We start from the raw sequence: 24993 nt of genomic DNA on the forward strand, positions 1-24993 counted from the left end.
CGTCTTTCGTGAGCTCGGTGACCGGCATGGCGAAGGCCGGGCGCTGGGCAATCTCGGCCTCGCCTTGCGGCAGGTGCGGCGGTTCGAGGAGGCCATCGACGCCCACACCCAGGCCGCCGCCGTCTTTCGTGAGCTCGGTGACCGGCATGGCGAAGGCCGGGCGCTGGGCAATCTCGGCCTCGCCTTGCGGCAGGTGCGGCGGTTCGAGGAGGCCATTGATACCCACACCCAGGCCGCCGCCGTCTTGCGCGAGCTCGGTGACCGGTATCGCGAAGGACAGGCGCTGGGCAACCTCGGCCTCGCTCTGCGGGAGGTGCGGCGGTTCGAGGAGGCCATCGACGCCCACACCCAGGACTTGGCCATCTGCCGCGAGCTCGGTGACCGGCATGGCGAAGGACAAGCGCTAAACAATCTCGGCCTCGCTCTGCGGGAGGTGCGGCGGTTCGAGGAGGCCATCGACGCCCACACCCAGGACTTGGCCATCTGCCGCGAGCTCGGTGACCGCTACCGCGAAGGCCAGGTGTTGACTGCATGGGCAATCACGCACAACGAACGCTGGCTGAGGCGAAGCTGAGCGGCCTCCGACCCGCTTGCCTGGAAATCTCGTCCGCGCGAGCTAGGCTGCATGCTCGTACTCGCGAAGTATGTTCTCGGGGCGACTGCCGCGGCCGCGTATGTCGAGAGCCTGTACCGGTGCCCGTGCGAGACCCGATCGCGCTTTGCTCAACTGAAGCGCGCACCTTGGTCGCCATAGATGAGCCGGGCGGCTGGGGTCAGTCTCGGTTCTAGTCTCGATTGCTGCTCAATCCGGTGCCGTGAGTGCTTGTCCGTGGACGTCTGGCATGCCACCTGACCGGCAACGCGAACCCGTTGCCGGAGGTCCCTGGACAACTACGGAACAAGCCCGGACAGCTCGTAATGCGTGGGTCTCGGGTTCGAATCCCGAAGGCGGCTCAGCTAGACCCCAGGTCACACCATCTGCGACCTGGGGTTTTCTGTTAGCGGATACGGAATGGCGCGAGTTCGGGCCGCGCGGCGGTCCCGAGTCTCATTTCTAGCCCTGAGGCGAAATACGCGGAAGCTGAGCGGCTCTTGATCAATCTTCAAGGAGTTCGTATCTGTTGCCGGGACAACTCTCCCAGCCCCGGAAGCCGATCCGGCTCACCGCCTCTGTAGCTGCGGCTTCGCTCGTCCTATGGCGCAGAGCAGCCGTCTTCCGCCATGCTGGCTCAGTTGCACCGCCATGTCCGGCAGGGGAGGTCAGCGTGGAATGGTGGACAGCTTGCCTATGGGGGCTAGCAGGGGCGGCAGCAGTCGAGGGGCTTGATCTATATCGCGCGATCCAGCGAGTAAAGGGCTTCCCGTGGAGAATGCCTGACGAGGTGCCCTTGGCTCCCTACCTAGTCGCGCTGATCATCCGGAATGCGCTTGGGGCTGGGCTAGCCGCTGCCTTCGGAAGCTCGGGGCAGATAGCTGGCCCATTGGGGGCGATCGCGGTTGGTGTGGCAGCCCCAAAGATCGTAGAGCAACTCCTGCGTCAGGGGCTCTCCCATCCAGCCGTGGAGCCTGCGCCGGCATCGGCACCCGCGCCGGCTTCGTCACCATCCAGCGGATCGGCCGGAGCACCCCCTGCCTCGCCAGAGCAGACTGGGACCTCTGTGGGAGGTGAGGCTGGTGTCGCGTAAGTCCTTCACTGATCAGGTGCGTGCCTCACTTGCGCGAGAGACCGACGCCTTCCGCCCATCGGTTCGCCCAGTTCGGCCGAAGGGCTTCGTAGCGCAACTGATCGCAGCCCTCGCTCGCATGCCAATCGCCACTGTGCCGGCTGAACCAACTGCCCAGGCTTCAAATCCAGCCCCCGCAACCCCCTCGGAGACGTGGGCGGAGTTAGTAAATTCCACTGAGCAGCCGCTCGTGGCCAAACAGAACCGAGTAACAAAGTCGGAACGCGAGACGGCTAAATGGCTCGATCCACTGGCGCTGCGGCACGGTACTCAAGGCGAACGCCCGCTCAACGAAGTCAAATTTCTAAACGTCGCAGAAGCCGCCTCGATCCTGCGAGTCTCCAAGATGGCTGTTTACCGCATGGTGCACGGCGGTGAGCTCCCTGCGATTCGCGTCGGTCGCGCGTTTCGTATCCCTGAGTGGGCTGTCCGGGAGATGGCAGCCTCTCTGCACGAGCAGTCCGACACTGCCTGACCTGGCACGGAAGCCGCCGCTTGGAGGCTCACCGGGGGCCAAACGGGGGGCCAAACAAGGCGCACGCACTGAGACCGCCCCGGACGGTAATGGACAAGTCGAGTGCGAACGGGCAGGTTAACGACCGACCCGACGAGGTCACGAAGGTCCCAATCGTGTTCGGGACGAAGAGGTCGTGGGTTCAAATCCCGCCACCCCGACAGCCGAAACAGCAGGTGAGGCACCTCCCAGATCTGGGAGGTGCCTCACCTGTTTCTGTATGCGTGTTCATGCTTCGGGGCGCTGGAACCATTCCCCGCGTATCGGTGTGCAGGTATGAGGGGGAGCGCCGGGGGTGCCGTGCCCCATTGGGGCCGGCCTGTGCGGGCCGGCAGGCGGATACGGGTACGGGGCGGGTGCGGGCCATATGGATTCGATCCACGATGACGCAGACGACGTCGCGGAGTTCGCGTTATTGCTGACGCGGCTGAAGGAGCGCACCGACCGCAGCTACGCGGCACTGGCCCGCCGCGTGGGCGTGCACGCCTCCACCCTGCACCGCTACTGCTCCGGAGAAGCGGTCCCGCAGGACTTCGCCGGAATCGAGCGGTTCGCCGCGCTCTGCGGGGCCTCCCCCGAAGAACGCATGGAACTGCACCACCGGTGGGTCATGGCCGACGCGGCGCGGCAACGATCACGCCTGTCCCCTGCCCGGCAGGCAGCGGCATCGGGCGCCTCCGCAGGCGATGGCGTACCGGCCGTCGCCGCGAGCGGCAGCGGTCCTGCCGTGCAGGCGCCCGGACCGGTCCCGCCGGCCGACCGGCGCCCCGAGTCGGCCTCGTCGCCCCGGCCTCGGCTCCACGGCGGGCGTCCCCGCCGGCGGCCCGTGCGGTCGGCGGCGCTGGCGGCCTCGCTCGTCGCCGCGCTCCTCGGCCTCACCGCATCCGCCACCGCACCCCCCTCCGCGTCGGCCCCGCTCACCTGGACCGTCGACTCGCACACCACCGGACTCTTCGGCTGCGGCGAGTCCTATGTCGTCGCCAAGCCGCCGCGGCAGGTCCCGCCGCCGCCGTACCCGGAGGACATCGCGGCGTGGGCCGCCTCCCAGCGGGCGGTGCACGGGGGCACCACCGGCGTACGGATCACGGTGCAGGGACGCGGCTCCGCCGCCGTCGTCCTGGAGGCCCTGCACGTGCGCGTGGTCGGCCGTGTCACCCCCGCCTCCGGCCGGGGCAGCGTCTACTCCCTGAGCGACGGATGCGGCGCCTCCATCGTCCCCCGCTTCTTCTCCGTGGACCTCGACGCGCACCAGCCCGTGGCCCGTCCGATGCCCGGCGACAACAACGGGGCGGGCACGCCGATCCCCGCGTTCGACTTCCCCTACCGGGTGTCCCTGCAAGAGCCCGAAGTCCTGGTGGTCTCCGCGTCCGACGAGTCCTGCACCTGCGACTGGTACCTCGACCTCGACTGGTCCTCACAGGGCCGCACCGGCACGGTCCGCGTCGACGACCACGGCCGCCCCTTCCGCAGCACCAGCACCATCGGGATGCCGGGCTACCGGTACGACCGCGTCTATCACCACCCCGGCAGCTGGGTCCCGATGCCCGCCGCCGACATGGCGGCAACCGGCGACTGACGGAGCGACCGCCGAGCGCGCCCGTCGACCGGCCAACGACCTTGCAGGTGGGGGTAGATGACGTCAGCGGCCGGCTCCGAAAACCCGTTGCCTGCATGTCAGTTGCAGGTACTAGAGTTCGATCCGTTGCGTCATGTTCACAGCAACCGCACAACGAAGCGCGGCCGGCCTCCGCACACCCGGGGCAGCGTGGCCGCGCCATTCCCGTGGGGGGAATCCAGCAGTGAGAACACGCTCCTTGGTGTCGGCGGCCGTGTCCGCCGCACTGGGCGCCGCGCTCCTCGCGGCGCCCGCGTCGGCGTACGCGGCCGACGGCGACACGCCGGGGCAGGACCCGGCGGCCGCCGCGACCGCGAGCCCGACGGCCGATCCCACGTCGGCGGACACGCCCACCGACACCCCGTCCGGCACTCCGTCCGGCACTCCGTCCGGCACTCCATCCGGCACTCCTTCGGAGACCCCGGCCCCGGCCGACCCGCCCGTCGGCGAACCGACGGACACCCCGGCCCCCGCCGACCAGACCCCGTCCGACCCGCCCTCCGGCGACCCCGCGCCCGCCGACGGCACCGGCGGCGCCCCGGTGTTCGGCAACGTCGGCTCGGACCCTTCCGACACCGGCTTTCTGACCGTCGCCGTCTCCTCCGACTCGGCGGTCACCGAGGTGTCCGCCGACCTGACCGCGCTGCGCGGCGCCAACCCGTCGACCGTCACGGTCACCGGCTTCACGCTCGTCTCCGGCACGCCGCAGGACGGCGTCTGGCGCTCACCGCGCATGTCGCAACTGCCCTCGTACGGCAGCTACGACGTGACGGTCAGCGCCCAGGACAGCGACGGCGACAGCACCTCCTCGGCGCACGCCACCACCGTGGACGTCGAGCCGAAGCCGGTCTTCGCCGACCGCAGCATCAGCCCCGACGTGCTGGACGCCGAGCACCGGCACATCACGCTCAGCGGCCGCATCTCGCTCTTCGACCCGATCACCGGCGACACCGCGCCGCTGGCCGGCAAGCCGCTGAGCCTTACGGCCGAGTACGCCTACAACGCCGTCACCGCCGCCGACGGCAGCTACGCGATCGACGTGGCGCCGAGGCCGGACGGCTCGTCCGTGCCGGTCTCCCTCTCCTTCTGGATCGCCAACCCCGACGGCACGAACACCTATGTGCTGGTCGACAGCAAGACCCTGCCGGTCGTGGTCAGCCCGAGCCGGATCCGGCTGGACCACTCCAGCGTGCGGATCAACTACGGCGTCAAGGTGTCCACTTCCGGTGTCGTGGAGTACCTGTACGACGGCACCTGGCGCCCGGCCAAGGGCGTCGCGCTCGAGATGGACTACTACGCCAAGGCGACCAGCGGTACCGACGGGCGCTTCGCGCTCACCTACCCGTACCTGCCGTCCGACGACGGCACGTTCACGGTGGAGACCAGCCCGGTCGGCTACCTCGCCGACCCGTATCTGACCGCCTCGCAGGCGCAGCTCAAGGTCGACGTCGTCAACCGGACGCACATCTGCTTCTGTTCGAGCTGGCTCGACGAATACTCCAACCTGCACATCCAGGGCAGCATGGGCAGCAGCAACGGCAAGGTGCCGCCGAACCGGAAGCTGTACCTCCAGCAGTCGGCCGACGGCAGGACCGGCTGGAAGACGCTCGGCTGGTTCAACACGAAGGCCGACGGCACCTTCGACCTCGACGGGTACGTGGCGGTGCCGAAGGGCTACTGGCGGCTGTACTCGGCGGGGTCCTCGGACTACCAGCCCGGCTACTCCAACTCCGTGCACTTCAACCGCACGGCCACCCGGATCACCGGCTTCAACGCGGGTCCGGAGCCGGTGCGCAAGGGTCACACCGTGACCACCACCGGCACCTTGCAGCGGCTGAGCGGTACGAAGTGGGTGGCGTTCGGCAAACAGCGCGTCTACATCCTCTTCCAGGCCAAGGGCAAGAAGTCCTGGACGGCCCTGGGCACCGTCAAGAGCGACTCCCACGGCCGCTTCACCGCCCGCTTCACCGCGAAGCAGGACGGCACCTGGGTCGCGGTCTACCTCGCGTCCGGCTCCTACGTGGACGCCGAGAGCTACCACGACTACGTGGACGTGCGCTGAGCAACCTGGCCGACGGCCACAGGAAGGGCGCCCCGGAAACCTCCGGGGCGCCCTTCGCCGTCACCGGGACCGCGGGCCCGGTCCCCCGGATCCGAACGGCGCAGGAACGCAGGCGAGTCGGCCTCAGCGGGCCGCGCTCTCCGGTTCGTCCGTCGCCGAGGGGTGTACGTACCTGCCCGGGTCGAACGGGGTGAACCAGGACCGGAAGGACATGGGGGCGGCGCCCAGCGCGGCCCCCGGAGCGGTTTCGTCCGTGCCGTGCAGCGAGCCGTCGTAGAGCCACTCGTGGTCCATGTCCTCGTAGACGTTGCCCGCGAACGTGTCGAGGGCGGCCGCGACGTCGTCGTCCAGGAGGCCGTGCAGTTCCAGGGTGGTGATCGTCTCGCTCAGCAGGAACCTCAGGGCGAGTTCCTCGGCGACACAGCTGAGCCGCTGGAAGCTGCCGTCGGTGAAGCGCGTGGTCATGGCGATGACGGTCACCAGGAAGCGGCGGGCGAAGTGGGCGTCGTACCTGAGCGCATAGCGGTCGGGCAGGCGCTCCAGATGCCACAGGGGCCCCTCGCACTCGGCGACGGTGGCGTCCTCCTGGGTCAGGACCTGCAAGTCCTGGAACAGCCCGTCCACCAGGATGTCGGTCGCGTGGACCAGGGCGCCGGCGGCGAGTCGGGCGCTCTCCGCGGGAACCGCGCGGTCCCCGCGGTCCGGTCCCTCGCCGAGCCCGAGCCCGATCCCAGTCCCGGTCCCGGTCCCGTATTCGTCCCCGGCCTCGGCCTCGTCCTCGTCCTCGTCCTCGTCCGGCGCGCCGAACACCGCCGGGGAGAACGAGCGGAGTTCGTCGGCCAGGTCCATCATCCGGGCCCGGGCGGCCGTCGCCTTCGCCTCGGCCTCGGGGAGGCCCTCGGTGACCTCCGCCGCGCGGTCCTCGATGTGGCGGGCCCTGCGGGCGGCCGGGTCGTCGGGCGGGGCGTCGGGTCCGTCGGCGGCGTCGAGGCTCTTCCTGGCCAGATCCTCGTGCAGCTCGACCTCGCACCGCTCGATCGTCCAGTCGACCAGCAGTTCCGTGCGCTCCAGCAGTTCGTCCACCAGCGCCTGCACCGACTCCTCGGCGAGTTCCAGGGCGGGGGCGTCCACGACGACCTTCAGCAGGGCGCCGCCGGGGTGGACGGCCACGATGCTGTCGAGCAGTTCGACCTCCACGCCGTCGGGTCCTTCGACGGACCTGACGGCGTCGAATCCTTCTTCGATGAGTGCCACGGCGCCGGCACGTTGCAGCGGGTCCATCTCCGGAGTCCCCTCCGGGATGCAGGTGTCCACGGTCACTACGTACGTCACGGGTCCGAGCCTGTCAGGAAGGAACCATTCTGCGCGACGGGTTCGGCACCTCCGGACCGCCGGAAACGGCTTCGAGGCCGTCCTCCACCGGGAAGACGGCCTCTGTGTGCAGCGGTCGGCGCAGGGTCGTCCGGCACCGGTCCCTCCCCTCGTGGGGACCGGTGTCGAGCAGTACCGCGAACGGCGTCGGCCCGTGCCGTCGCGGCGGGTCGGCACGGCCCCGGAAAGGCCGGATCCGCGGTCAGGTGCGAGCCCGCCCCGTGGGGGCCGGCTCCGCGGGTCCTGCCGGACTCATGCGCCGCGGCCTGGGCCGCCGTCCCGTGGTTCCGGCCGAATCCGGCCGAGAACGTACGGTGCCATGAGGTGCCTCTCCGAATGCCGGGCTGGTCGACCGCCTCTGCGACAACCCGTCACCGCTCCGCTACGGCATGATCCTGCCAGCCGAGGCGCCCGCAGAGGAGGTTCCGGGGCCGGAACAAGGCCTTCTTCGCAGGTCAGCCGTATAAAGTGGGTTTTCCGGTCCGGACGTTCCGGTGCGGGGAAGTAAGGGGTGGGGACCTTGAGTTCCGACTCGGGGGCACGCACGGCCTTCGCGGAACGCCTCGCGCTGCTGTACCGGGAGGCCGGCAACCCGCCGCTGCGGAGCGTGTCCGACGCGGTCGTGCGGTTGCAGCGGTTCGACGAACGCGGCCGTCCCGTACGGGTGTCCGTGCAGCGGATCAGCGACTGGCGGCGGGCCCGGAACGTACCGGCCCAGTTCACCGCCCTCGCCGCGGTGCTGCACATCCTGATCCCCGAGGCACGGCGCGCCCGGCCCACACCGGTGTCCACCGGACTGTACGACCTGGCCCAGTGGCAGCGGCTGTGGGAACGGGCGGTGGCCGACCCGGTCGGCGACCACCCGGCCGCCGCGGCCGCGGAGCCGGGACAGCCGCACGGCGACACCGCGGCCGTCCCCGCGGGGGTGTGCCCGTACCGCGGGCTCGCTCCCTACCGGCCGCAGGACACCCGGTGGTTCTTCGGCCGGGACCGCAGCACCGCCTCCCTGGTCGCCCAGCTGCGCGCGGCGGAGCGCACGGGCGGCCTGGTCATGCTCGTGGGCGCCTCGGGAGCGGGCAAGTCCTCGCTGCTCAACGCCGGTCTGGTACCCGCACTGCGGGACCGTGCGCCCGGCGGCGCCGAGGGCGAGACGGACGGCCGGGCCCGCGAGGTGATCCAGCTGGTGCCGGGTGCCGATCCGCTCGCGGAGCTCACCCGGCGGATACCCGGGCTGCGCGAGGTCGTCGCCGACGCGCGGAACACCACGGCGCCCGGGTCCGGCGTGCGGAACACCACGGCGCCCGAGCCCGGAGCGCGGAACACCACGGCGCCCGAGCCCGGCGTGCAGGGGAGCGCGGCCGCCTCCGAGCCCGGCGCACCACGGTTCGCGGGCGCCGCGCGGGAGGCCGGCAGCCCGCGCTTCGCCCACGCCGTACGGGAGGCCGTCACGGCGTGGGCGCGCCGGGAGTCGGCCTCCGCCGCCCGCCCGGTCGTCATCGTGGACCAGTTCGAGGAGGCCTTCACCCTCTGCGCCGACGAGACGGACCGGCGTATCTTCATCCGGCTCCTGCACGCCGCGTGCACGCCCCCCGACCCCACCGCACCCGGCGCACCGGACGGCGGCCCGGACGCCCCGCCTCCCGTGCTCGTGGTCCTCGGCATCCGTGCCGACTTCTACGAGCAGTGCCTCGGCTACCCCGAGCTGTCCGACGCGCTCCAGCACCGGCACATGGTGCTGGGCCCGCTGACCACCACGGAACTGCGCGAGGCGGTGACCGGACCGGCCAGGGCGGTGGGACTGGAACTGGAACCGGGGCTCGCGGAACTGATCGTGCGGGAGGTGAGCGCCGACGGCCCCCGCGGGGCGCACGACGCGGGGGTGCTGCCGCTGCTGTCCCACGCGCTGCTCGCCACCTGGCAGCGGCGCAAGGCGGGGCGGCTGACGCTGGCCGGCTACCGTGCGGCGGGCGGCATCCAGGGGGCGGTGGCCGCGACCGCCGAACAGGCCTGGTCCGGCCTCGACCCGGCGGCCCGCACGGCCGCGCGGCTGCTGCTGCTCAGGCTGGTCCGCCTCGGCGAGGACACCCAGGCGACCCGCAGGCGCGGGACCCGGCGCCAGCTGGCGGAGGAGTCGACGGACCCCGGCAAGACGGAGGAGTCGCTGGAGGCGCTGGTGCGCGCCCGGCTGGTGACGCTCGACTCGGACACCGTGGAGATCACCCACGAGGCGCTGCTGCACGCCTGGCCCCGGCTGCGCGACTGGATCGACGAGGACCGCAACGACCACCTGGTGCGCCAGCGGCTGGAGGAGGACGGCCGGTCCTGGGAGGGATCGGGCCGCGACCTCTCGCTGCTCTACCGCGGCTCCCGGCTGGAGCAGGCCCGTGCCTGGGCGAAGACCGCCGGGGACACCTTCCTGACCCGCAGCGCGATGGAGTTCCTGGCCGCCTCGGTACGGCTGCGCAGGCGCACCGTGTGGCTCAGCCGGAGCGCGGTGTCGGCGCTGGTCGTCCTCGCGCTGCTGGCCGTGGGTTCGGCGGTGGTCGCCTGGCAGCAGCGCAACGACGCGGTGTTCGAGCAGGTGGTCGCCGAGGCCGACCGCGTCCAGTACACGGATCCGTCGCTGTCGGCCCAGCTCGACCTGGTGGCCCACCAGCTGCGGCCGGACGACGAGGGCGCGAACAACCGGCTGGTCTCGATCGTGAACGCACCGCTGGCCACCCCGCTCCTCGGCCACACCGGCGCCGTCTACCTCACCTCGTTCAGCCCGGACGGCCGGCTGCTGGCCACCGCCAGCTACGACCGGACCGTACGGCTGTGGGACGTGTCGGACCCGGGCCGCCCGAAGCCGCTCGGCAAGCCGCTGACCGGGCCCGCGAGTTGGGTGAGCAGCGCGGTCTTCAGCCCGGACGGCCGCACCCTCGCCGCCGCCGGCGACGACGGCACGATCCGGCTGTGGGACATGGCCGACCCCGCCCGGCCCAGACCGCTCGGCAGGCCGGTCCAGGGCCACGGCGGCACGATCTACCTGCTCGCGTTCGCCCCGGACGGCCGCACCCTGGCCGCCGCCTGCGAGGACCACACCGTACGGCTGTGGAACACGGCCGACCCGGGCCGCCCGGAGGCGATCGGCGCGCTGCGCGGGGCGGCGGCCGCGGTGCGCTCCGTGGCGTTCAGCCCCGACGGGCGGACGCTGGCGGCCGGGGGCGACGACAACACGGTCCGGCTGTGGGACACGGCCGACCCGCGGCGGCCCGTGCGCGTCGGCGCGGCGCTGACCGGCCACACCGGCACGGTGCACTCGCTGGCCTTCAGCCCCGACGGGCGCACGCTCGCCGACGGCAGTGCGGACGACACCGTACGGCTGTGGAACGTGACCGACCCGGCCGCCGCCGTCCCGCTCGGCGCGCCGCTGGCCGGCCACACCGGACCGGTCTGGTCGGTGGCCTTCAGCCCGGACGGGACCATGCTCGCCGCGGCCAGCGCGGACAGCACGGCGAGCCTGTGGAACGTCAGCGACCCGGCCTACCCCTCGCAGGTCGGCGAGCCCCTCGCGGGCAGCAGCGGCGAGATGTACGCCCTGGGCTTCAGCCCGGACGGCCGCACCCTCGCCACCGGCAGCGGCGACAGCAAGGTCCGGCTGTGGTCGATACCGACGTCCGACATGATCGGCCGGATCGGGGCGTTCCGGCCGGACGGCCGGGTGCTCGCCACGGCCGCGCGCGACCAGCGGGTCCGGCTGTGGAGCGTCCGCACGCCCGGCCGGCCGGTGCTGCTGGGCAAGCCGTTCACGCCCGAGGAGGGCGATGTGCGCTCCCTGGTGTTCTCCCCCGACGGCCGCACGCTGGCGGTGCTGACCGGAAACCGGGCGATGCAGCTGTGGAACGTCGCCGACCCGGCCCGGCCGGTGCCCTACGCCCCGCCGGTGGCGCTGCGGACGCGGTACGCGGGCCCCGACGCGCTGGCGTTCGGCCCGGACGGGCACACCCTCGCGACCGCCTACGACGACCGCACCGTACGACTGTGGGATGCCACCGACCCGGCCCGGCTGCGGCCCCTGGGCACCCCGCTGACCGGCCACCGGGGATACGTGTACACCCTCGCGTTCAGCCCGGACGGACGGACGCTGGCCAGCGGCGGCGCGGACGACACCGTACGGCTGTGGGACGTGACCGACCCGGCCGCCGCCGTCCCGCTCGGCGCGCCGCTCGCGGGGCATCTCGGCCCCGTCAACACGCTCGCCTTCAGCCCGGACGGGCACACGCTGGCCGGCGGCAGCGACGACGACACCGTCCGGCTGTGGGACATCACCGACCCCGGCCGGGCCAGACGGCTGGGCTCCCCGCTCACCGGTCACACCGAGGCGGTCGTGTCGCTGACGTTCAGCGCGGACGGCCGCACCCTGGCGAGCGGCGGCAACGACAACACCGTCCGGCTCTGGAACATCGCCGACCCCTCCGACGCCACGCCCATCGGGCAGTCGCTGAGCCCCAACGCCAAGACGGGCAACTTCCTGTCGTTCGGGCCGGGCAGCCGGCTGCTCGGGGTGTCCAGCGGCGCCGACACCGTACGGCTGTGGAATCTGGACGCCGACGCGGCCATCCGCCACATCTGCTCGACCACACGAGGGGTCCTGACCCCGGCGAAATGGCACGAATACCTGCCCCGGCTCTCCTACGACCCCCCGTGCGCCCCCTGACATCGCGGTGATCCCGATCACAGCGCCCGGGGGCCCGAGCAGTCGCCCTCCGCCGAAGGAGCGGCCTTGTTAGGCTTGGCCATAGCCCGATCGCTGGTGCATCCCCCGTCGCCAGCGGTCGGGCGCTTGCGTGCCGGTGACCCCGGCCCGCGTCTTCCCCGCTCGTCCGGATTCCTGGAGAGGTGGTGAGTGCCGCGGTGAACCGGCGCATCGTCATCGTCACCGCCGTCCACCCGCCCTCGGCCCGGTTCCTGCCGGAGGCCCACCGCTCGCTGTGCGCGCAGCGGCTGCCGCGGGGCTGGGACTGGCAGTGGGTGATCCAGGAGGACGGCCGCACCGACGCGGTCCGCCGTCACGTCCCCGACGACCCGCGGGTCTCCTTCGGACAGGGCCGCCCCGGTGGCCCCGGCGTCGCCCGCACGATCGCCCTGGCCCGCGCGGACGGCGCGTACGTGAAGGTCCTGGACGCCGACGACCGGCTCACCGAGGGGGCCCTCGCCCGCGACCTGGCGGTCCTCGAAGCCGATCCCGGTATCGGCTGGACGACGTCCCGGGCCCTGGACGTGCTGCCCGACGGCTCGACGGCCGGTTTCCCCGGCGACCCCGACGACGGGCCCGTCGAGCGTGGCGCCGTGCTCGACTTCTGGAAGGCGAACGACTTCCGTGCCCCGGTCCATCCGGCGACGCTCTGTGTGCGCCGGGAACTGCTGCTCGCCCTCGGCGGCTGGATGGCACTGCCCGCGTCCGAGGACACGGGTCTGCTGCTGGCGCTGAACTCCGTGAGCCGGGGCTGGTTCTCCGCGCGGGCGGGGTTGCTTTACCGCAAGTGGGAGGGGCAGGCGACCGGCCAGGCGGCCCACACGGACCCGGCCGAACGGGCCGCCCGGATGACGGTCGTGGAGGAGCGGGCGAGGGCGCTGGCCGGGCTGCGCTGGGGGTATCCGGCCGCGGACTGACCTCCGCGCGGGCGCCGGGTGGCGCGGTGCCGGATCACGGGTGCGGGCGTGGGTGCGGGCGTGGGTGCGGGCGTGGGTGCGGACTCGGGTACGAGTACGGGTACGGGTATGACCGGCCGGCCGGCCGGGTCGGTCAGGGAAGCGTCTCCGCGTCCACCCGGGAGAAGATCAGGTCGCTCTCGGCGGTGACCGGGCCGCGCAGACGGACCGCGACGCCGGGGGTTCCGCCGAGCGCCGCGGGGTAGCTCTCGGCGGCGTAGTCGTTGGCCAGCCGGTAGACGTGGAAGCCCGCGTCGGTCATCGTCCTCAGCAGTTCCGCCGGGGAGTCGCCGAGCCGGGCCATCCGCTCGGGAGTCACCTCGACACAGATCTCCGCGTCGGGCCGGAGCCTGTCCAGCAGGGGGGCCAGGCCGCGCACGACGCCGCCCTCGGCGCCCTCGACGTCTATCTTGACGACCCGGGCGGCGGCGATCTCGGCCGGTTCGAGCAGTTCCGGCAGCGGGCGGGCCGCGATGTCGAAGGTGGACTCCGCCGGACCGTCGTACGGGACGATGCTGTTCGCCCCGGTGTTGGCGGAGCTGGCGAGGACGAAGGTCAGGGTCCGGTGGCCGTCCGAGACCGCCGCGTTGACCGCGCGGACGTTGCGGCAGCCGTTGAGCCGGCACTGCTGCGACAGCCGGCGGTGGAAGTCCGGGGAGGCCTCGATGGCCACCACCCGGCCGGTTTCACCGACGAGTTGTGAGGCCAGCACGCTGAACACCCCGACGTTGGCGCCGACGTCGACGAAGCAGTCGCCCGGCCGCAGCCGGCGCCGCAGCCAGCCCGTCAGGTGCGGCTCCCACACGCCGAAGAGATACAGGTAGCGCTGGATCAGGTCCCGGGTGTCGACCGCGAACCGGGCTCCGGAGCGGGTCTCGACGACGCGTCGGCGCGGATGGTCGCGCAGATAGGGGTTGAGGTGGCGCGCGGCGAGCCGTCCCTTGCCCAGCGAGCCGGGAGCGTCCCGTACGTAGCGACGGCCGAGCGTGACCAGCAGCTCCGCGACCGGACCGCTCATCGCGCCGGCCCCTGCCCCGCCCCGACGACGAAGACCGTCATCCGCACTCCCGTCGCATCGTCCGGAACCCGGTGGCGCGGCCCGCGCCGCCGCCTGCCTGGTGCCTGCCCGTACGAGGACCCGGCGAACCACTCGACAAGCACTGGTCGGTCCCTAGTCGAAGGGAAGCTCCAGCATCCGGATGGCGTTGCCCCGCAGCAGCTTGTACGTCACCTCGTCCGACAGGCCCGCCACATGCTCCTGCGCCACCGCCTTGGTGTGCGGCCAGGTCGAGTCGACGTGCGGGTAGTCCGTCTCGAAGGTCGCGTTGTCCACGCCCACGGTCTCGATCGCCTCGATGCCGTGCCGGTCGCGGAAGAAGCAGCAGAAGATCTGCCGGTAGTAGTACGTCGAGGGCGGCTCCGGGATCAGGTCCTTGACCCCGCCCCAGGCCCGGTGCTCCTCCCACACGTCGTCGGCGCGCTCCAGGGCGTACGGGATCCATCCCATCTGCCCCTCGCTGTAGGCGAGCTTCAGCCGCGGGAACTTCACCAGCACGCCGGAGAAGAGGAAGTCCATCATCGAGGCCATGGCGTTGTTGAAGCTCAGCGCGGCCTGCACGGCCGGGGGCGCGTCCGGGGAGGCCGCCGGCATCTGCGACGACGAGCCGATGTGCATGTTGACGACCGTGCCGGTCTCCTCGCAGGCGGCGAAGAACGGGTCCCAGTAGCCGGAGTGGATCGAGGGGAGCCCGAGATAGGTGGGGATCTCGCTGAAGGTCACCGCCCGCACCCCGCGGGCCGCGTTGCGCCGGATCTCCGCGACGGCCAGGTCCACGTCCCACAGCGGGATCAGGCACAGCGGGATCAGGCGGCCGCCGCTGTCCCCGCACCACTCCTCGACCATCCAGTCGTTGTAGGCGCGGACGCAGGCGAGTCCGACCTCCTTGTCCCGGGCCTCGGCGAAGGTCTGACCGCAGAAGCGCGGGAAGGTCGGGAAGCACAGCGAGGCCTCGACGTGGTTGAGGTCCATGTCCGCCAGCCGGGCCTTGGGGTCCCAGCAGCCGCGTCGCATCTGCTCGCGGGTGATGCCGTCGAGGGTCATCTCGTCGCGCGAGAACCCGACGGCCGCGATGATGCGCTTGTACGGGAAGATCTCGCCCTCGTACTCCCACCAGTCGGTCGGCTGGCCGTCCGGGTCGGTGGTGAAGCGGTACTTCCCGCCGACGTACGCCAGGTCTCCGATCCCGGCGGTGAAGGGCTTCGGCCCCTTGTCCCGGTACTTGCTCGGCAGCCAGGTCTCGAACAGGTGCGCGGGCTCGATCACGTGGTCGTCCACGCTGATGACCCTGGGCAGTTCCGCGGTGCCGCCGTCCTTGCCGACCATGATCAACCCCTCACTGCCCCACCAACGAATCTGACGGTCCGTCAGTTCAAGTTAGGTGGTGCTCACCTCGACCGCAAGGGGCAGCCCGGCGGTTCCCTCCGGCCGCCCCCGCGGACCCCGTCAGGTGTTCCAGGTCTCGTCGTACGGGTCGTGCGGCACCGGCACCGGCTTCGCCCCGATGACCTCGATGAACGGGATCGGGCCGTTGTTGACGGGGTCCTTCACCCGCCGGGCGGTGTAGGTGCCGGTGATCTGGAGCCAGGTGTCCGGCTGGAGGACCGGCGGGATGTGGCCGGTCAGGCCGACCTTGACCGGCTGGGCGTCCGCGGCACAGCAGTTGAGGGCCATCCGGACCAGGTACGGGGTGCCGTCGTGGTCGAGGGCCACGAAGCCGGTGAGCTGGATCCGGCGGCCGGTGAGGGTGCGGCCGTGGTCGTAGACCGCCCGGCCCGCGTAGTCGACCACGCTGAGGCGCAGCGGGCCGGCGGCGGGCAGCGGCGGATAGGCGAGCGGCTGCTGCAGGGCCGTACCCGTGCGGGTCGCGGTGTAGGAGCCGAGGGCGGGCGGGGCGACCAGGATGAGGGCCAACAGGGGAAGGACCAGGAGCCACGAGATCCGGGGCTCGCGGTGCACGTGGCCGTGACCTTGGCCGTGACCTTGTCCGTGGCCGTGGCCGTGGCCATGAGCGGCTTCGGCAACGGAGGCCTCCTCCGGCGTTCCGGCCGCAGCGGGCGCCTGCGCAGCCTCGGCGGTCGCGGCCGCCTCGGCCCTCGTGGCCGCCTCGGCCCTCGTGGCCGCCTCGGCCCTCGTGGCCGTCACGGGCTCTTTCGCCGCCTCGGCCGTCGCGGCCGCCGTGGGGGCCTTCGGTGCCGTGGGTGCCATGGGTGCCTTCGGCGCCTGCGCCGCGCGGCGCTCGTACCACGCGGTCGCCAGCGCCGCCGCGATCAGGACCGCGCCCGAGGCCAGCAGCAGCGGCTGGAGGCCCGCCTTGACGTAGCGCAGATAGAGGTCGGTCACCCCGGCGTGCAGCAGTGCCGCGCCGAGCAGGAACATGACGGCTGCCTGGGCAAGGCGGTTCACAGGAGCACCGTCCCGGTCAGGACCGCCACGGTGATCGCGAGGACGAACGTGGCGGGGGCGAAGCGCAGGGCGAAGGCCCGGCCGAAGGTGCCGGCCTGCATGGCGAACAGCTTCAGGTCGATCATCGGGCCGACGACCAGGAACGCGAGCCGGGCCGTCAGCGAGAACTGGGACAGCGACGAGGCCACGAACGCGTCCGCCTCCGAGCAGATCGACAGCAGCACGGCCAGCACCGACAGGGCGAGGACCGCGAGCACCGGGTTGTCGGCCGCGGTCCGCAGCCAGCTCGCGGGCGCCACCGCCTTCAGGGTCGCCGCCGCCATCGCGCCCAGCACCAGGAACCCGCCCGCGTGCATCACGTCGTGCCGGACCGAACCCCAGAACGCCGCGCCCTTGCTCTCACCGTCGTGCGGCGCGTGCGCGGGCAGCCGCAGCCAGTCGGTACGGCCCAGGCGCTGCCACAGCCAGCCCATCGCACACGCCACCACCAGGCTCGCGACGAAGCGGGCCAGCACCATCTCGGGGTTGCGGGGGAAGGCCACGGCTGTCGCGGTCAGCACGATCGGGTTGATGGCCGGGGCGGAGAGGAGGAAGGCCAGGGCGGCGGCGGGGGTGACGCCCCGGCGCACCAGCGCGCCCGCCACCGGCACCGACGCGCACTCGCAGCCCGGCAGCACCGCACCCGCCATCCCCGCGACGGGCACGGCCAGCGCGGGGCGGCTCGGCAGGGCGCGGGCGAAGAAGGAGGGCGGCACGAAGACGGCGATGGCCGCCGACAGCAGGACGCCGAGGACCAGGAAGGGCAGGGCCTGGACGACCACTGCCACGAACACCGTCGTCCAGCTCTGCATCACCGGGGCGGACAGCGCCCGGCGCAGCGGGCCCTGGAACGACACCAGCACCAGCAGGAGCATCATCAGCACGAGGGTGGAGTCGGGCCGGCGGCCCTCCCGCTGCGGCTCGCGGGAGCCGGCATCGGGGCCCGGGCCGGCGTCGGGAGCGAGGCCGGCACCGTCGTCGGCTCCCGGCGGAGCCGTGTCGGTGATCGCCACGGGTCGGGCACCTCCGCTTTCCGCGTTCTCCGTGTTCTCCGTGTTTCCCCCTTTTACTACGCGGCCGCGGGGAGCGGTGTTCAGGTCCCGTCTGGAACCATCCGTCCCGGTGGGGCAGTCTTCTCCCTCGTGGCGAGCGTTCCGAATCAGGGTCTGCCGACGGACGTCGGCGCGCACATGGTGGTCTGCGGCGACGACGGACTCGCGCACCGGCTCGCAGCCGAGCTGCGCGGGGTGTACGAGGAGCAGGTCACGCTCGTCGTCCCGCCCGCGCAGCGCACGACCCGGGCGCCGGCGGTCGAGCGGGCCAGGGCGGTGTCGGCGGCGCTGCTCGACCGGGTGGTGAGCGCGGCGGTCGGCCGGGCCTCGGGCAACGGCGGCGGCAACGGCGGCGGCTCCGGCGGTGAATCCACCGGGCGCGAGCGGACGTTGACGGCGGACGAGCCGTCCGAGGTCGTGCTGGCCGAGGCCGGCGTGGCGCAGGCGGCCGCGCTGGCGCTGGTGTACGAGGACGACGAGACCAACATCCGCGCGGCCCTCACCGCCCGCCGGCTCAATCCCCGGCTGCGGCTCGTGCTGCGGCTGTACAACTGGCGGCTGGGGCAGCACATCGAGGAACTCCTCGACCAGACGGCCGCGTTGGCGGCCGCCGCCGACGGCACCGTGGGCCTGGGCGACGCCTCCACCACGGTGCTGTCCGACGCCGACACCGCGGCGCCCGCGCTGGTGGCCTCCGCCGTCGCCGGCACCACCAAGGTCGTACAGACGGAAGGGCTGTTGCTGCGCGCGGTGGACCGGCCGCCGCCGGGGCCCGGCCAGGCGGCCGATCCCGGGCTGGCCACGCTCGCCCTGCTGTCCCCGACGCTCAACGACCCGTCGGGCGTGGCCGGTTCCGAGACCGGCGGAGAGAACGAACCGCAGCTGCTGCCCGACGCGGCAGCGGTCCGCGCCGCCTCCGGGCGCGGGACCGTCGTGCTGGAACAGGTGTCGTACACCGTGCCGCCCGCGTCGGCGTCGGCCGGCCTCGGCAGGGGCGTCGTACCGCCGTTCACCTCGCTGTTCTCGCGCCAGCTGCGGCTGTCGCTGGCCGGGCTCGCGGGCTGTGTGCTGGCGCTGGCGGTGGCCCTGTCGCTGGTGACCGGGATCCATCCGCTGGGCGCGCTGTATCTCACCCTGCTGGACCTCTTCGCCATCGACGACCCGGCGATCGGGGCGTCCACCGGGCGGCAGGTGCTGCAACTCCTGTCCGGACTGGTCGGGTTGCTGCTGCTGCCGGTGCTGCTGGCGGCGGTGCTGGAGGCCCTCGGCACGTTCCGCAGCGCGTCCGCGCTGCGCAAGCCGCCGCGTGGGATGAGCGGGCACGTGGTGCTCCTCGGACTCGGCAAGATCGGCACCCGGGTGCTGAAACGACTGCGGGAACTGAACATCCCCGTGGTGTGCGTGGAGAGCGGACCGGAGGCCCGGGGGCTGGCGCTGGCCCGGCGCCTGCGGGTGCCGGTGGTGCTGGGGGACGTCACCCAGGAGGGCGTCCTGGAGGCCGCCAAGATCCATCGGGCGAACGCCCTGCTCGCGGTGACGAGTTCGGACACCACGAACCTGGAGGCGGTGCTGTACGCACGGGCCCTGCGGCCCGATCTGCGGGTGGTGCTGCGGCTGTACGACGACGACTTCTCGACCGCCGTGTTCCGGACCCTGCGGGCCGCGCATCCCCAGGCGCTCACCCGCAGCCGGAGCGTCTCGCATCTGGCGGCGCCCGCTTTCGCCGGGGCGATGCTGGGGCGGCAGATCCTGGGGGCGATCCCGGTGGAGCGGCGGGTGCTGCTGTTCGCGGCGGTGCGGGTGGGCGACCATCCGCAGCTGGCGGGGAAGACGGTGGCCGAGGCGTTCCGGGCGGGAGCCTGGCGGGTGCTGGCGCTGGACCCGACGGGGTCGTGCGTACCGGCGGGGTCCGAGCCGGCCGGCGCCGGGCCGGCGTCGCAGACGGGTTCAAGACCTTCCGAGGCCGGGCAGGGTGAGTCGGGGCTGGTGTGGAACCTGCCCGACACCTATGTGCTGGGGCACGAGGACCGGGTGGTGCTGGCGGCGACGCGACGGGGGATGGCGGAGCTGCTGGGCCGGCGGACCCGCAGACAGGAAGGGCCGTAGGAGCACCCGCACCCGGAACGGGCGGCCATCGTCCCCGCACCCGGAACGATCGGCCACCGTCCCCGCACCCGGCCAGGCGGCCACCGTCCCCGCACGCGCCAGAGACGGGCGGCAACCGTTTCCGCCCCCGCCCGTTCCGGGCCCCGGGGCAGTGCCCCGGAGCCCGGTCGGGCCGGACGGTCCCGTCCTCGTCCGCCGGACGGGACCGGATGAGCGCGGTCGTCAGCCGCCGAGGTGTCTCTCGGCGAACTCCAGTTCCAGCCGTACCTGCTTGATCCGCTCGTCCACGACCAGCGAGCCGTGGCCCGCGTCGTAGCGGTACACCTCGTGGACCGCGGCGCGGCTCTCCAGGCGCTTGACGTAGTTCTCGATCTGGCGGATCGGGCAGCGCGGGTCGTTGACGCCCGCCGAGATGTAGACCGGGGCCTTGACCCGGTCCACGTAGGTGAGCGGGGAGGACGCCTCGAAGCGGGCCGGGACCTCCTCCGGGGTGCCGCCCAGCAGGGTGCGGTCCATCGCCTTCAGGGCCTCCATCTCGTCGTGGTAGGCCGTGACGTAGTCGGCGACCGGGACCACGGCGATGCCCAGGGTCCAGGCGTCCGGCTGGACGCCGAGGCCCAGCAGGGTGAGGTAGCCGCCCCAGGAGCCGCCGGTGAGGATCAGCCGGGAGGGGTCGGCCAGGCCGGAGTCGATCGCCCAGTCGCGGACGGCGGCGATGTCCTCCAGCTCGATCAGGCCGACGCGGTGCTTCAGGGCGTCCGTCCAGGCCCGGCCGTAGCCGGTCGAGCCGCGGTAGTTGACCCGGACCACCGCGTACCCGTGGTCCACCCAGGCCGCCGGGGCCGCCGCGAAGGAGTCGCTGTCGTGCCAGGTCGGGCCGCCGTGGATGTCGAAGACCGTGGGCAGCGGTCCGGTGGCGCCCGCGGGCTTCTGGATCAGGGCGTGGATACGGCCGCCCGGCCCCTCCACCCAGACGTCCTCGACCGGCACCGAGCCCGGGGACTTCAGGCCCGGCGGGTCCAGGACCACCCCGCCGCCCGTCGAGCGGACGGTGGACGGTTCGGCCGACGACGACCACAGGTACTCCACCGTGCCGTCCGGGCGGGCCGTCGCCCCGGAGACCGTGCCGGGCGGCGTGGGGATCCGCTCCAGCGCGCCGGTGGTGAGGCCGTAGCGGAAGAGTTCGCTGCGGGCCTCGAAGCCGTGCGCGATCAGCAGTCCGCTGCCGTCCGGGTACCACTCGGCGCTCACGTCGCCCGGCAGGTCCAGCATCAGGTCGCTCTGGCCGCCCGTCGCCACGTCCCACACCAGCGGCTCCCAGCGGCCGCGCCGCTGGTGGCCGATGAGCAGTCGGGTGTCGCCGTCGACCGGGGCGAAGCCGAGCACCTCCAGGCCCAGCTCCCGGGTGCCGCCCTCGGTGTCGTCCAGTTCGGCGACCGCGGTGCCGTCGGGGCGCAGCACGCGCAGCGCCGAGTGCATCGCGTCGCCGTGCTCGGTGTGCTCGATGGCGATCAGCGAGCCGTCGTGCGAGAGGTCGCCGACGCCCGCCGACTCGCGGTGCCGGTAGATCTCCACCGGGGACTCGCCCACCCGGGCGAGGTGCAGGGTCGTACCGTCGTCGTCCGTGGAGCGGCCGACGACGGCCGTGCGGCCGTCCCTGCCCAGGGCCAGGCCCGCCGGGTACGACGCGTCCAGGCCGGGCGCGGCGAGCTCGTCCTCGCCGCCCGCGAAGGGCTGGCGGCGCCAGACGCCGAACTCGTCGCCGTCCTTGTCGTCGAACCACCAGATCCAGGCGCCGTCCGGGGAGAGCACGCCGTCGGTCGTGCCGTTCGGCCGGTCCGTCACCTGGCGCTGCTCGTCCGTCGAACGGTCCCAGGCGTACAGCTCGTACGTCCCGGTCGCGTTCGACACGAACAGGGAGCGGTGCGGTGCGTCCTCCGCCCAGTCGGGCAGCGACACCCGCGGCGCCCGGAAGCGCTTCTCCCAGTCCGGCATCTCCTCGCGCTGTACCTGCTGATCCGGCGAGACGGACCCGTTGCTCTCAGTCATGGCCCCATACTGCCCGTCCCGCGCGCCGATCCACCGGCGAGGTCCCCAGGCTGTGGACAACTTCAGGCAGTCCCTTACCGTTCCGCGTTCCTTCTCTTACCTTTCCTCCGCGGGGCGGGCCTCCGCTGGGCGGGCCTCCGCAGGGTGGGCCTCCGCCGGGTGGGCCGGCCGCCGCCCCGCCGACCGGCCGCGCACGGGCGCCCCGTACCGTGGTCGGTGTGTACCGGTTCCTGCTGACGCCCCGCTGGTGGGGGATCAACCTCTTCGTCCTGCTGGCCATCCCCTTCTGCGTCTTCATGGGGTCCTGGCAGCTGAGCCGGTTCGAGTCCCGGGTGGCCGACCACCGCGAGGCGGGCGAGCAGGCCACGGCCGACCGCACGAAGGCGGCCCGGCCGCTGGCCGAGCTGCTGCCCGTGGACAAGGAGACGTCCGGCGACCAGGTCACCGCGACCGGCCGGTACGGCCAGCAGCTGCTCGTCCCCGACCGTGAGCTGGCCGGCCGCGAGGGCTTCTACGTGCTGACGCTGCTGCGCACCGACGGCGGCAAGACCCTGCCCGTCGTCCGCGGCTGGCTGCCCGGCAGCGCCGACCCGGCGAAGGCCCCGGCCCCGCCGGCCGGCGAGGTCACCGTCACCGGCGCGCTCCAGGCGTCCGAGACCCCCGGGGACAACGGCGTCAGCGCGCGCGGCGGGCTGCCCGCCGGGCAGACGGCGGCGATCAGCGCGGCGTCCCTGGTGAACCTCGTGCCGTACGACGTGTACGACGCCTGGGTCACGCTGAACCGGGGGGACTCGGGGATGAAGGCCGTGCCCGCGGCCGCCGCGGCGGACACCGGGCTGGATCTGAAGGCGTTCCAGAACCTCGGCTACACCGGTGAGTGGTTCGTGTTCGCCGGCTTCGTGGTCTTCATGTGGTTCCGGCTGATGCGCCGTGAGGTGGAGTTCGCGCGGGACGCGGAGCTGGGGCTGCTGCCCGAGGGGGAGCAGCCGGCGGCCGTCTGACCGGGCCGCCGCCGAGGAGTTCCCCGACGGCCCGTCCACGTCACCGGATCGCGCGCCGGACCCGCACGGCCCCCGGCGACCCGGATCCCGTACCCGTCGCCGTACCCGTGCCCGTGCCCATCGCCGTACCCGTCGCCGTTACGACGCTGCCAGCACGCCCGTCCGGTAGATCGTGCCCGTGCAGGCGTTGGACACCGCGACCGAGGCCGTCGGCGAGCCCGCCTCCGGGGTGTACGAGGCGACCACACTGCCGTCGGCCGTGCCGTCCGCCCTGATCGTCTGTGCGGAGGTGCCGGTGTCGCCGGTGGTGGAGCCCGAGGCGGCGCTCCCTCCGCTCGGGCTCGGGCTCGGGTCGGGGGTGGTGCCGCCGCTGTCGGAGCCGTTGCCCGCGCCGGTGGTGGGACAGGTCGCCGAGGGCACCCAGGCGAACTTCACCTCGTAGGCGGAGCCGGGCGCGATGGTCAGCTGGGGGACGTAGAGCGACGGGTCGGGCAGCCCGGCCGCCGCGTCGCCCGCGGCATGTTCCACCACGGTGATCCTGGTGGCGTCCGCGGCCCCCTGGGCGAGCAGCGAGACGCTGCCGGGCCCGCCGACCGTACAGCCCGTGGTGGAGACGTTGGCGACCCGGAAGGTGCCGTAGACGACGCCGGCCGAGTCGGGGACCTCGGCGGTCGCGCTGCTTGAGCCGAGCTGGTCGGCGGCGCAGACGGGGTCGGTCTGCGTGCTGCTGGCGGAGGGGTCGGCGGAGGCGCCGGTGGCGTTGCCGGGGTCCTTGCTCTGGCCGGTGCCCTTGGGGCCGTCCTGGCCGGTGCCGGAGGTCTCGCCGCCGGTCCCGCCGGAGGTGCTGGAGCCGCCGTCCGGGTTCTTGCCCGAGGTGGCACCGCCCTGCGCCTGGGAGCTGTCGGCCGCGATCGACGGGTCGGCGTCGGAGGCACCGGAGTAGGAGACGTGCAGCAGGGCGGGGACGGCCGTGCCGACGAAGAGGGCGGCGGCCGCCATGCCGACGACTGCCTGCCGCTTGCGCGCCCGGCGGGCCGGCACCGCGCGCCGCAGATGGTCCAGGGTGCCGTCGCGCGGCTCCATGTCCCGGACGGCCTCGTGCAGCAGGCTGCGGAGCGCCAGCTCACCCGAGTCGAGCCCGGCCGGGCTCTTTTCGTCAGGGCTGTGGTTCACGGTTCCGTTCCCAGCGTGCGATTGCTTCGGTCCTTGCTCGTGCGGCGACGTCATCGGCTCGTGCCACGCGTACGGCTCGTGCCGCTCATGGGAGTCCCTGCCCTCGGCTTCCTCCCTCACGCCGTCGCCTCCATGGCGACGCGCAGGGCCGCGATGCCACGGGACCCGTACGCCTTCACCGAGCCCAGCGAGATGCCGAGCGCCTCGGCGACCTGGGCCTCGGTCATGTCCGCGAAGTAGCGCAGCACCAGCACCTCGCGCTGGCGGCGCTGGAGGCCCTTCATCGCCTTGATCAGGGAGTCGCGCTCCAGCTGGTCGTAGGCCCCTTCCTCGGCGCTCGCCATGTCCGGCATCGGCTTGGAGAGCAGCTTGAGGCCGAGGATGCGCCGGCGCAGCGCGGAGCGGGAGAGGTTGACGACCGTCTGGCGCAGATAGGCGAGGGTCTTCTCCGGATCGCGCACGCGCTTGCGGGCCGAGTGGACGCGGATGAACGCCTCCTGGACGACGTCCTCGCAGGAGGCGGTGTCGTCGAGCAGGAGCGCCGCGAGCCCGAGCAGCGAGCGGTAGTGGGCGCGGTAGGTCTCGGTGAGGTGGTCGACGGTCGTGCCGGCCGCCACGGTGTCGTCGGCGCCGTCACGCTGGCTCGGGATGCGGGCGGGCCGCGCTGCGGGCATGGGCGAGATCACCGGCATGCCGCCGGGCATGCGCGGCGGTCGGGGCGGGCGCAGCACGATGCCGCGGGGCGCCGCTGTGAGTTCGAGTACCTCTGCCACGCCAGTTGGACACGCTCCCCCCGGTGAGGGTTGTACGTGCCGGGCGTCACTTTTACTTTCGTGTCGGCTGTGCCGGCCGACGGTCTCGCGTCAGGCAGCACAACGAACGTTGCCTCGATTGCCCTCATGCGTCCCGCTCTTCCCCTATGTCCATACGCGGGTGTCCCCACTCCCGCGCCACGGTGTCCCCACGCCCGGATCACACACGCCCCCACACCCGGAAGGGCGACCGCAAAGACGCTCCCCGCCCTCGGCGCGGTTGCGGAGGACGGGGAGAAAATCTTCGGTCGTACGGGTCTCATGATCAAGTGGTTTGGACCACCGGTCCGCCCCACCCGCCTCACAAGCACCGCACAC

The 24993-nt window shown here is 72.7% G+C and carries 16 protein-coding genes; 8 read left to right on the forward strand and 8 right to left on the reverse strand.

Features of this window, described 5'->3' with window-relative positions; genetic code table 11:
- The 4 genes from ACZ7OY_RS12350 to ACZ7OY_RS12365 all read left to right on the forward strand — a co-directional run.
- Positions 1 to 574 (forward strand): tetratricopeptide repeat protein (locus ACZ7OY_RS12350; protein WP_471911350.1); only part of this gene is annotated, 574 nt, incomplete at its 5' end.
- 1406 nt (positions 575 to 1980) lie between these two features.
- Positions 1981 to 2199, forward strand: coding sequence for a helix-turn-helix domain-containing protein (locus tag ACZ7OY_RS12355; RefSeq protein WP_471911670.1), 219 nt, complete (start codon positions 1981 to 1983; stop codon positions 2197 to 2199).
- A gap of 406 nt (positions 2200 to 2605) precedes the next feature.
- Positions 2606 to 3814, forward strand: a complete 1209-nt coding sequence (locus ACZ7OY_RS12360; protein ID WP_471911351.1) for a helix-turn-helix domain-containing protein — start codon at positions 2606 to 2608, stop codon at positions 3812 to 3814.
- 223 nt (positions 3815 to 4037) lie between these two features.
- Positions 4038 to 5915 (forward strand): RAD23 family protein, encoded by a 1878-nt coding sequence (locus ACZ7OY_RS12365; RefSeq protein ID WP_471911352.1) that lies wholly within the window; start codon positions 4038 to 4040, stop codon positions 5913 to 5915.
- A gap of 123 nt (positions 5916 to 6038) precedes the next feature.
- Here ACZ7OY_RS12365 and ACZ7OY_RS12370 read toward each other — a convergent pair whose 3' ends face one another.
- Complete coding sequence (locus tag ACZ7OY_RS12370) at positions 6039 to 7247, reverse strand: hypothetical protein (RefSeq protein WP_471911353.1); 1209 nt, start codon at positions 7245 to 7247, stop codon at positions 6039 to 6041.
- A 550-nt stretch (positions 7248 to 7797) separates the two neighbouring features.
- Here ACZ7OY_RS12370 and ACZ7OY_RS12375 point away from each other — a divergent pair.
- Positions 7798 to 11985: an nSTAND1 domain-containing NTPase gene (locus ACZ7OY_RS12375; RefSeq protein WP_471911354.1), complete on the forward strand. Its 4188-nt coding sequence runs from the start codon at positions 7798 to 7800 to the stop codon at positions 11983 to 11985.
- A 185-nt stretch (positions 11986 to 12170) separates the two neighbouring features.
- Positions 12171 to 12941 (forward strand): glycosyltransferase family 2 protein, encoded by a 771-nt coding sequence (locus ACZ7OY_RS12380; protein ID WP_471911355.1) that lies wholly within the window; start codon positions 12171 to 12173, stop codon positions 12939 to 12941.
- Positions 12942 to 13074: 133 nt separating this feature from the next.
- Here ACZ7OY_RS12380 and ACZ7OY_RS12385 read toward each other — a convergent pair whose 3' ends face one another.
- From ACZ7OY_RS12385 to ACZ7OY_RS12400, 4 genes are all read right to left on the reverse strand, one after another.
- On the reverse strand, positions 13075 to 13998 hold the full coding sequence (locus ACZ7OY_RS12385) for an FkbM family methyltransferase (protein ID WP_471911356.1): 924 nt from the start codon (positions 13996 to 13998) through the stop codon (positions 13075 to 13077).
- Positions 13999 to 14151: 153 nt separating this feature from the next.
- Entirely contained in the window at positions 14152 to 15363 is a 1212-nt protein-coding gene (locus tag ACZ7OY_RS12390; protein WP_471911357.1) for an amidohydrolase family protein, read from the reverse strand.
- 120 nt (positions 15364 to 15483) lie between these two features.
- Positions 15484 to 16443 (reverse strand): TIGR03943 family putative permease subunit, encoded by a 960-nt coding sequence (locus ACZ7OY_RS12395; RefSeq protein ID WP_471911358.1) that lies wholly within the window; start codon positions 16441 to 16443, stop codon positions 15484 to 15486.
- Entirely contained in the window at positions 16440 to 17495 is a 1056-nt protein-coding gene (locus tag ACZ7OY_RS12400) for a permease (RefSeq protein ID WP_471911359.1), read from the reverse strand. The genes ACZ7OY_RS12395 and ACZ7OY_RS12400 overlap by 4 nt, the downstream gene beginning before the upstream one ends.
- A 177-nt stretch (positions 17496 to 17672) precedes the next feature.
- Here ACZ7OY_RS12400 and ACZ7OY_RS12405 point away from each other — a divergent pair, with 177 nt between their 5' ends.
- Positions 17673 to 19640 (forward strand): NAD-binding protein, encoded by a 1968-nt coding sequence (locus ACZ7OY_RS12405; RefSeq protein ID WP_471911671.1) that lies wholly within the window; start codon positions 17673 to 17675, stop codon positions 19638 to 19640.
- A gap of 222 nt (positions 19641 to 19862) precedes the next feature.
- Here the strand turns inward: ACZ7OY_RS12405 and ACZ7OY_RS12410 are convergent, their stop codons facing one another.
- Positions 19863 to 21689, reverse strand: coding sequence for a S9 family peptidase (locus ACZ7OY_RS12410; protein WP_471911360.1), 1827 nt, complete (start codon positions 21687 to 21689; stop codon positions 19863 to 19865).
- Between the two features lie 218 nt (positions 21690 to 21907).
- Between ACZ7OY_RS12410 and ACZ7OY_RS12415 the strand changes: the two genes are divergently transcribed.
- On the forward strand, positions 21908 to 22690 hold the full coding sequence (locus tag ACZ7OY_RS12415; protein WP_471911361.1) for an SURF1 family protein: 783 nt from the start codon (positions 21908 to 21910) through the stop codon (positions 22688 to 22690).
- A gap of 138 nt (positions 22691 to 22828) precedes the next feature.
- Here the strand turns inward: ACZ7OY_RS12415 and ACZ7OY_RS12420 are convergent, their stop codons facing one another.
- Positions 22829 to 23863 (reverse strand): hypothetical protein, encoded by a 1035-nt coding sequence (locus ACZ7OY_RS12420; RefSeq protein ID WP_471911362.1) that lies wholly within the window; start codon positions 23861 to 23863, stop codon positions 22829 to 22831.
- Positions 23864 to 23979: 116 nt separating this feature from the next.
- Complete coding sequence (locus tag ACZ7OY_RS12425; RefSeq protein ID WP_471911672.1) at positions 23980 to 24555, reverse strand: SigE family RNA polymerase sigma factor; 576 nt, start codon at positions 24553 to 24555, stop codon at positions 23980 to 23982.
- Between the last annotated feature and the right edge of the window lie 438 nt (positions 24556 to 24993).

The sequence above is a fragment of the Streptomyces sp. NPDC107559 genome (assembly GCF_055657365.1).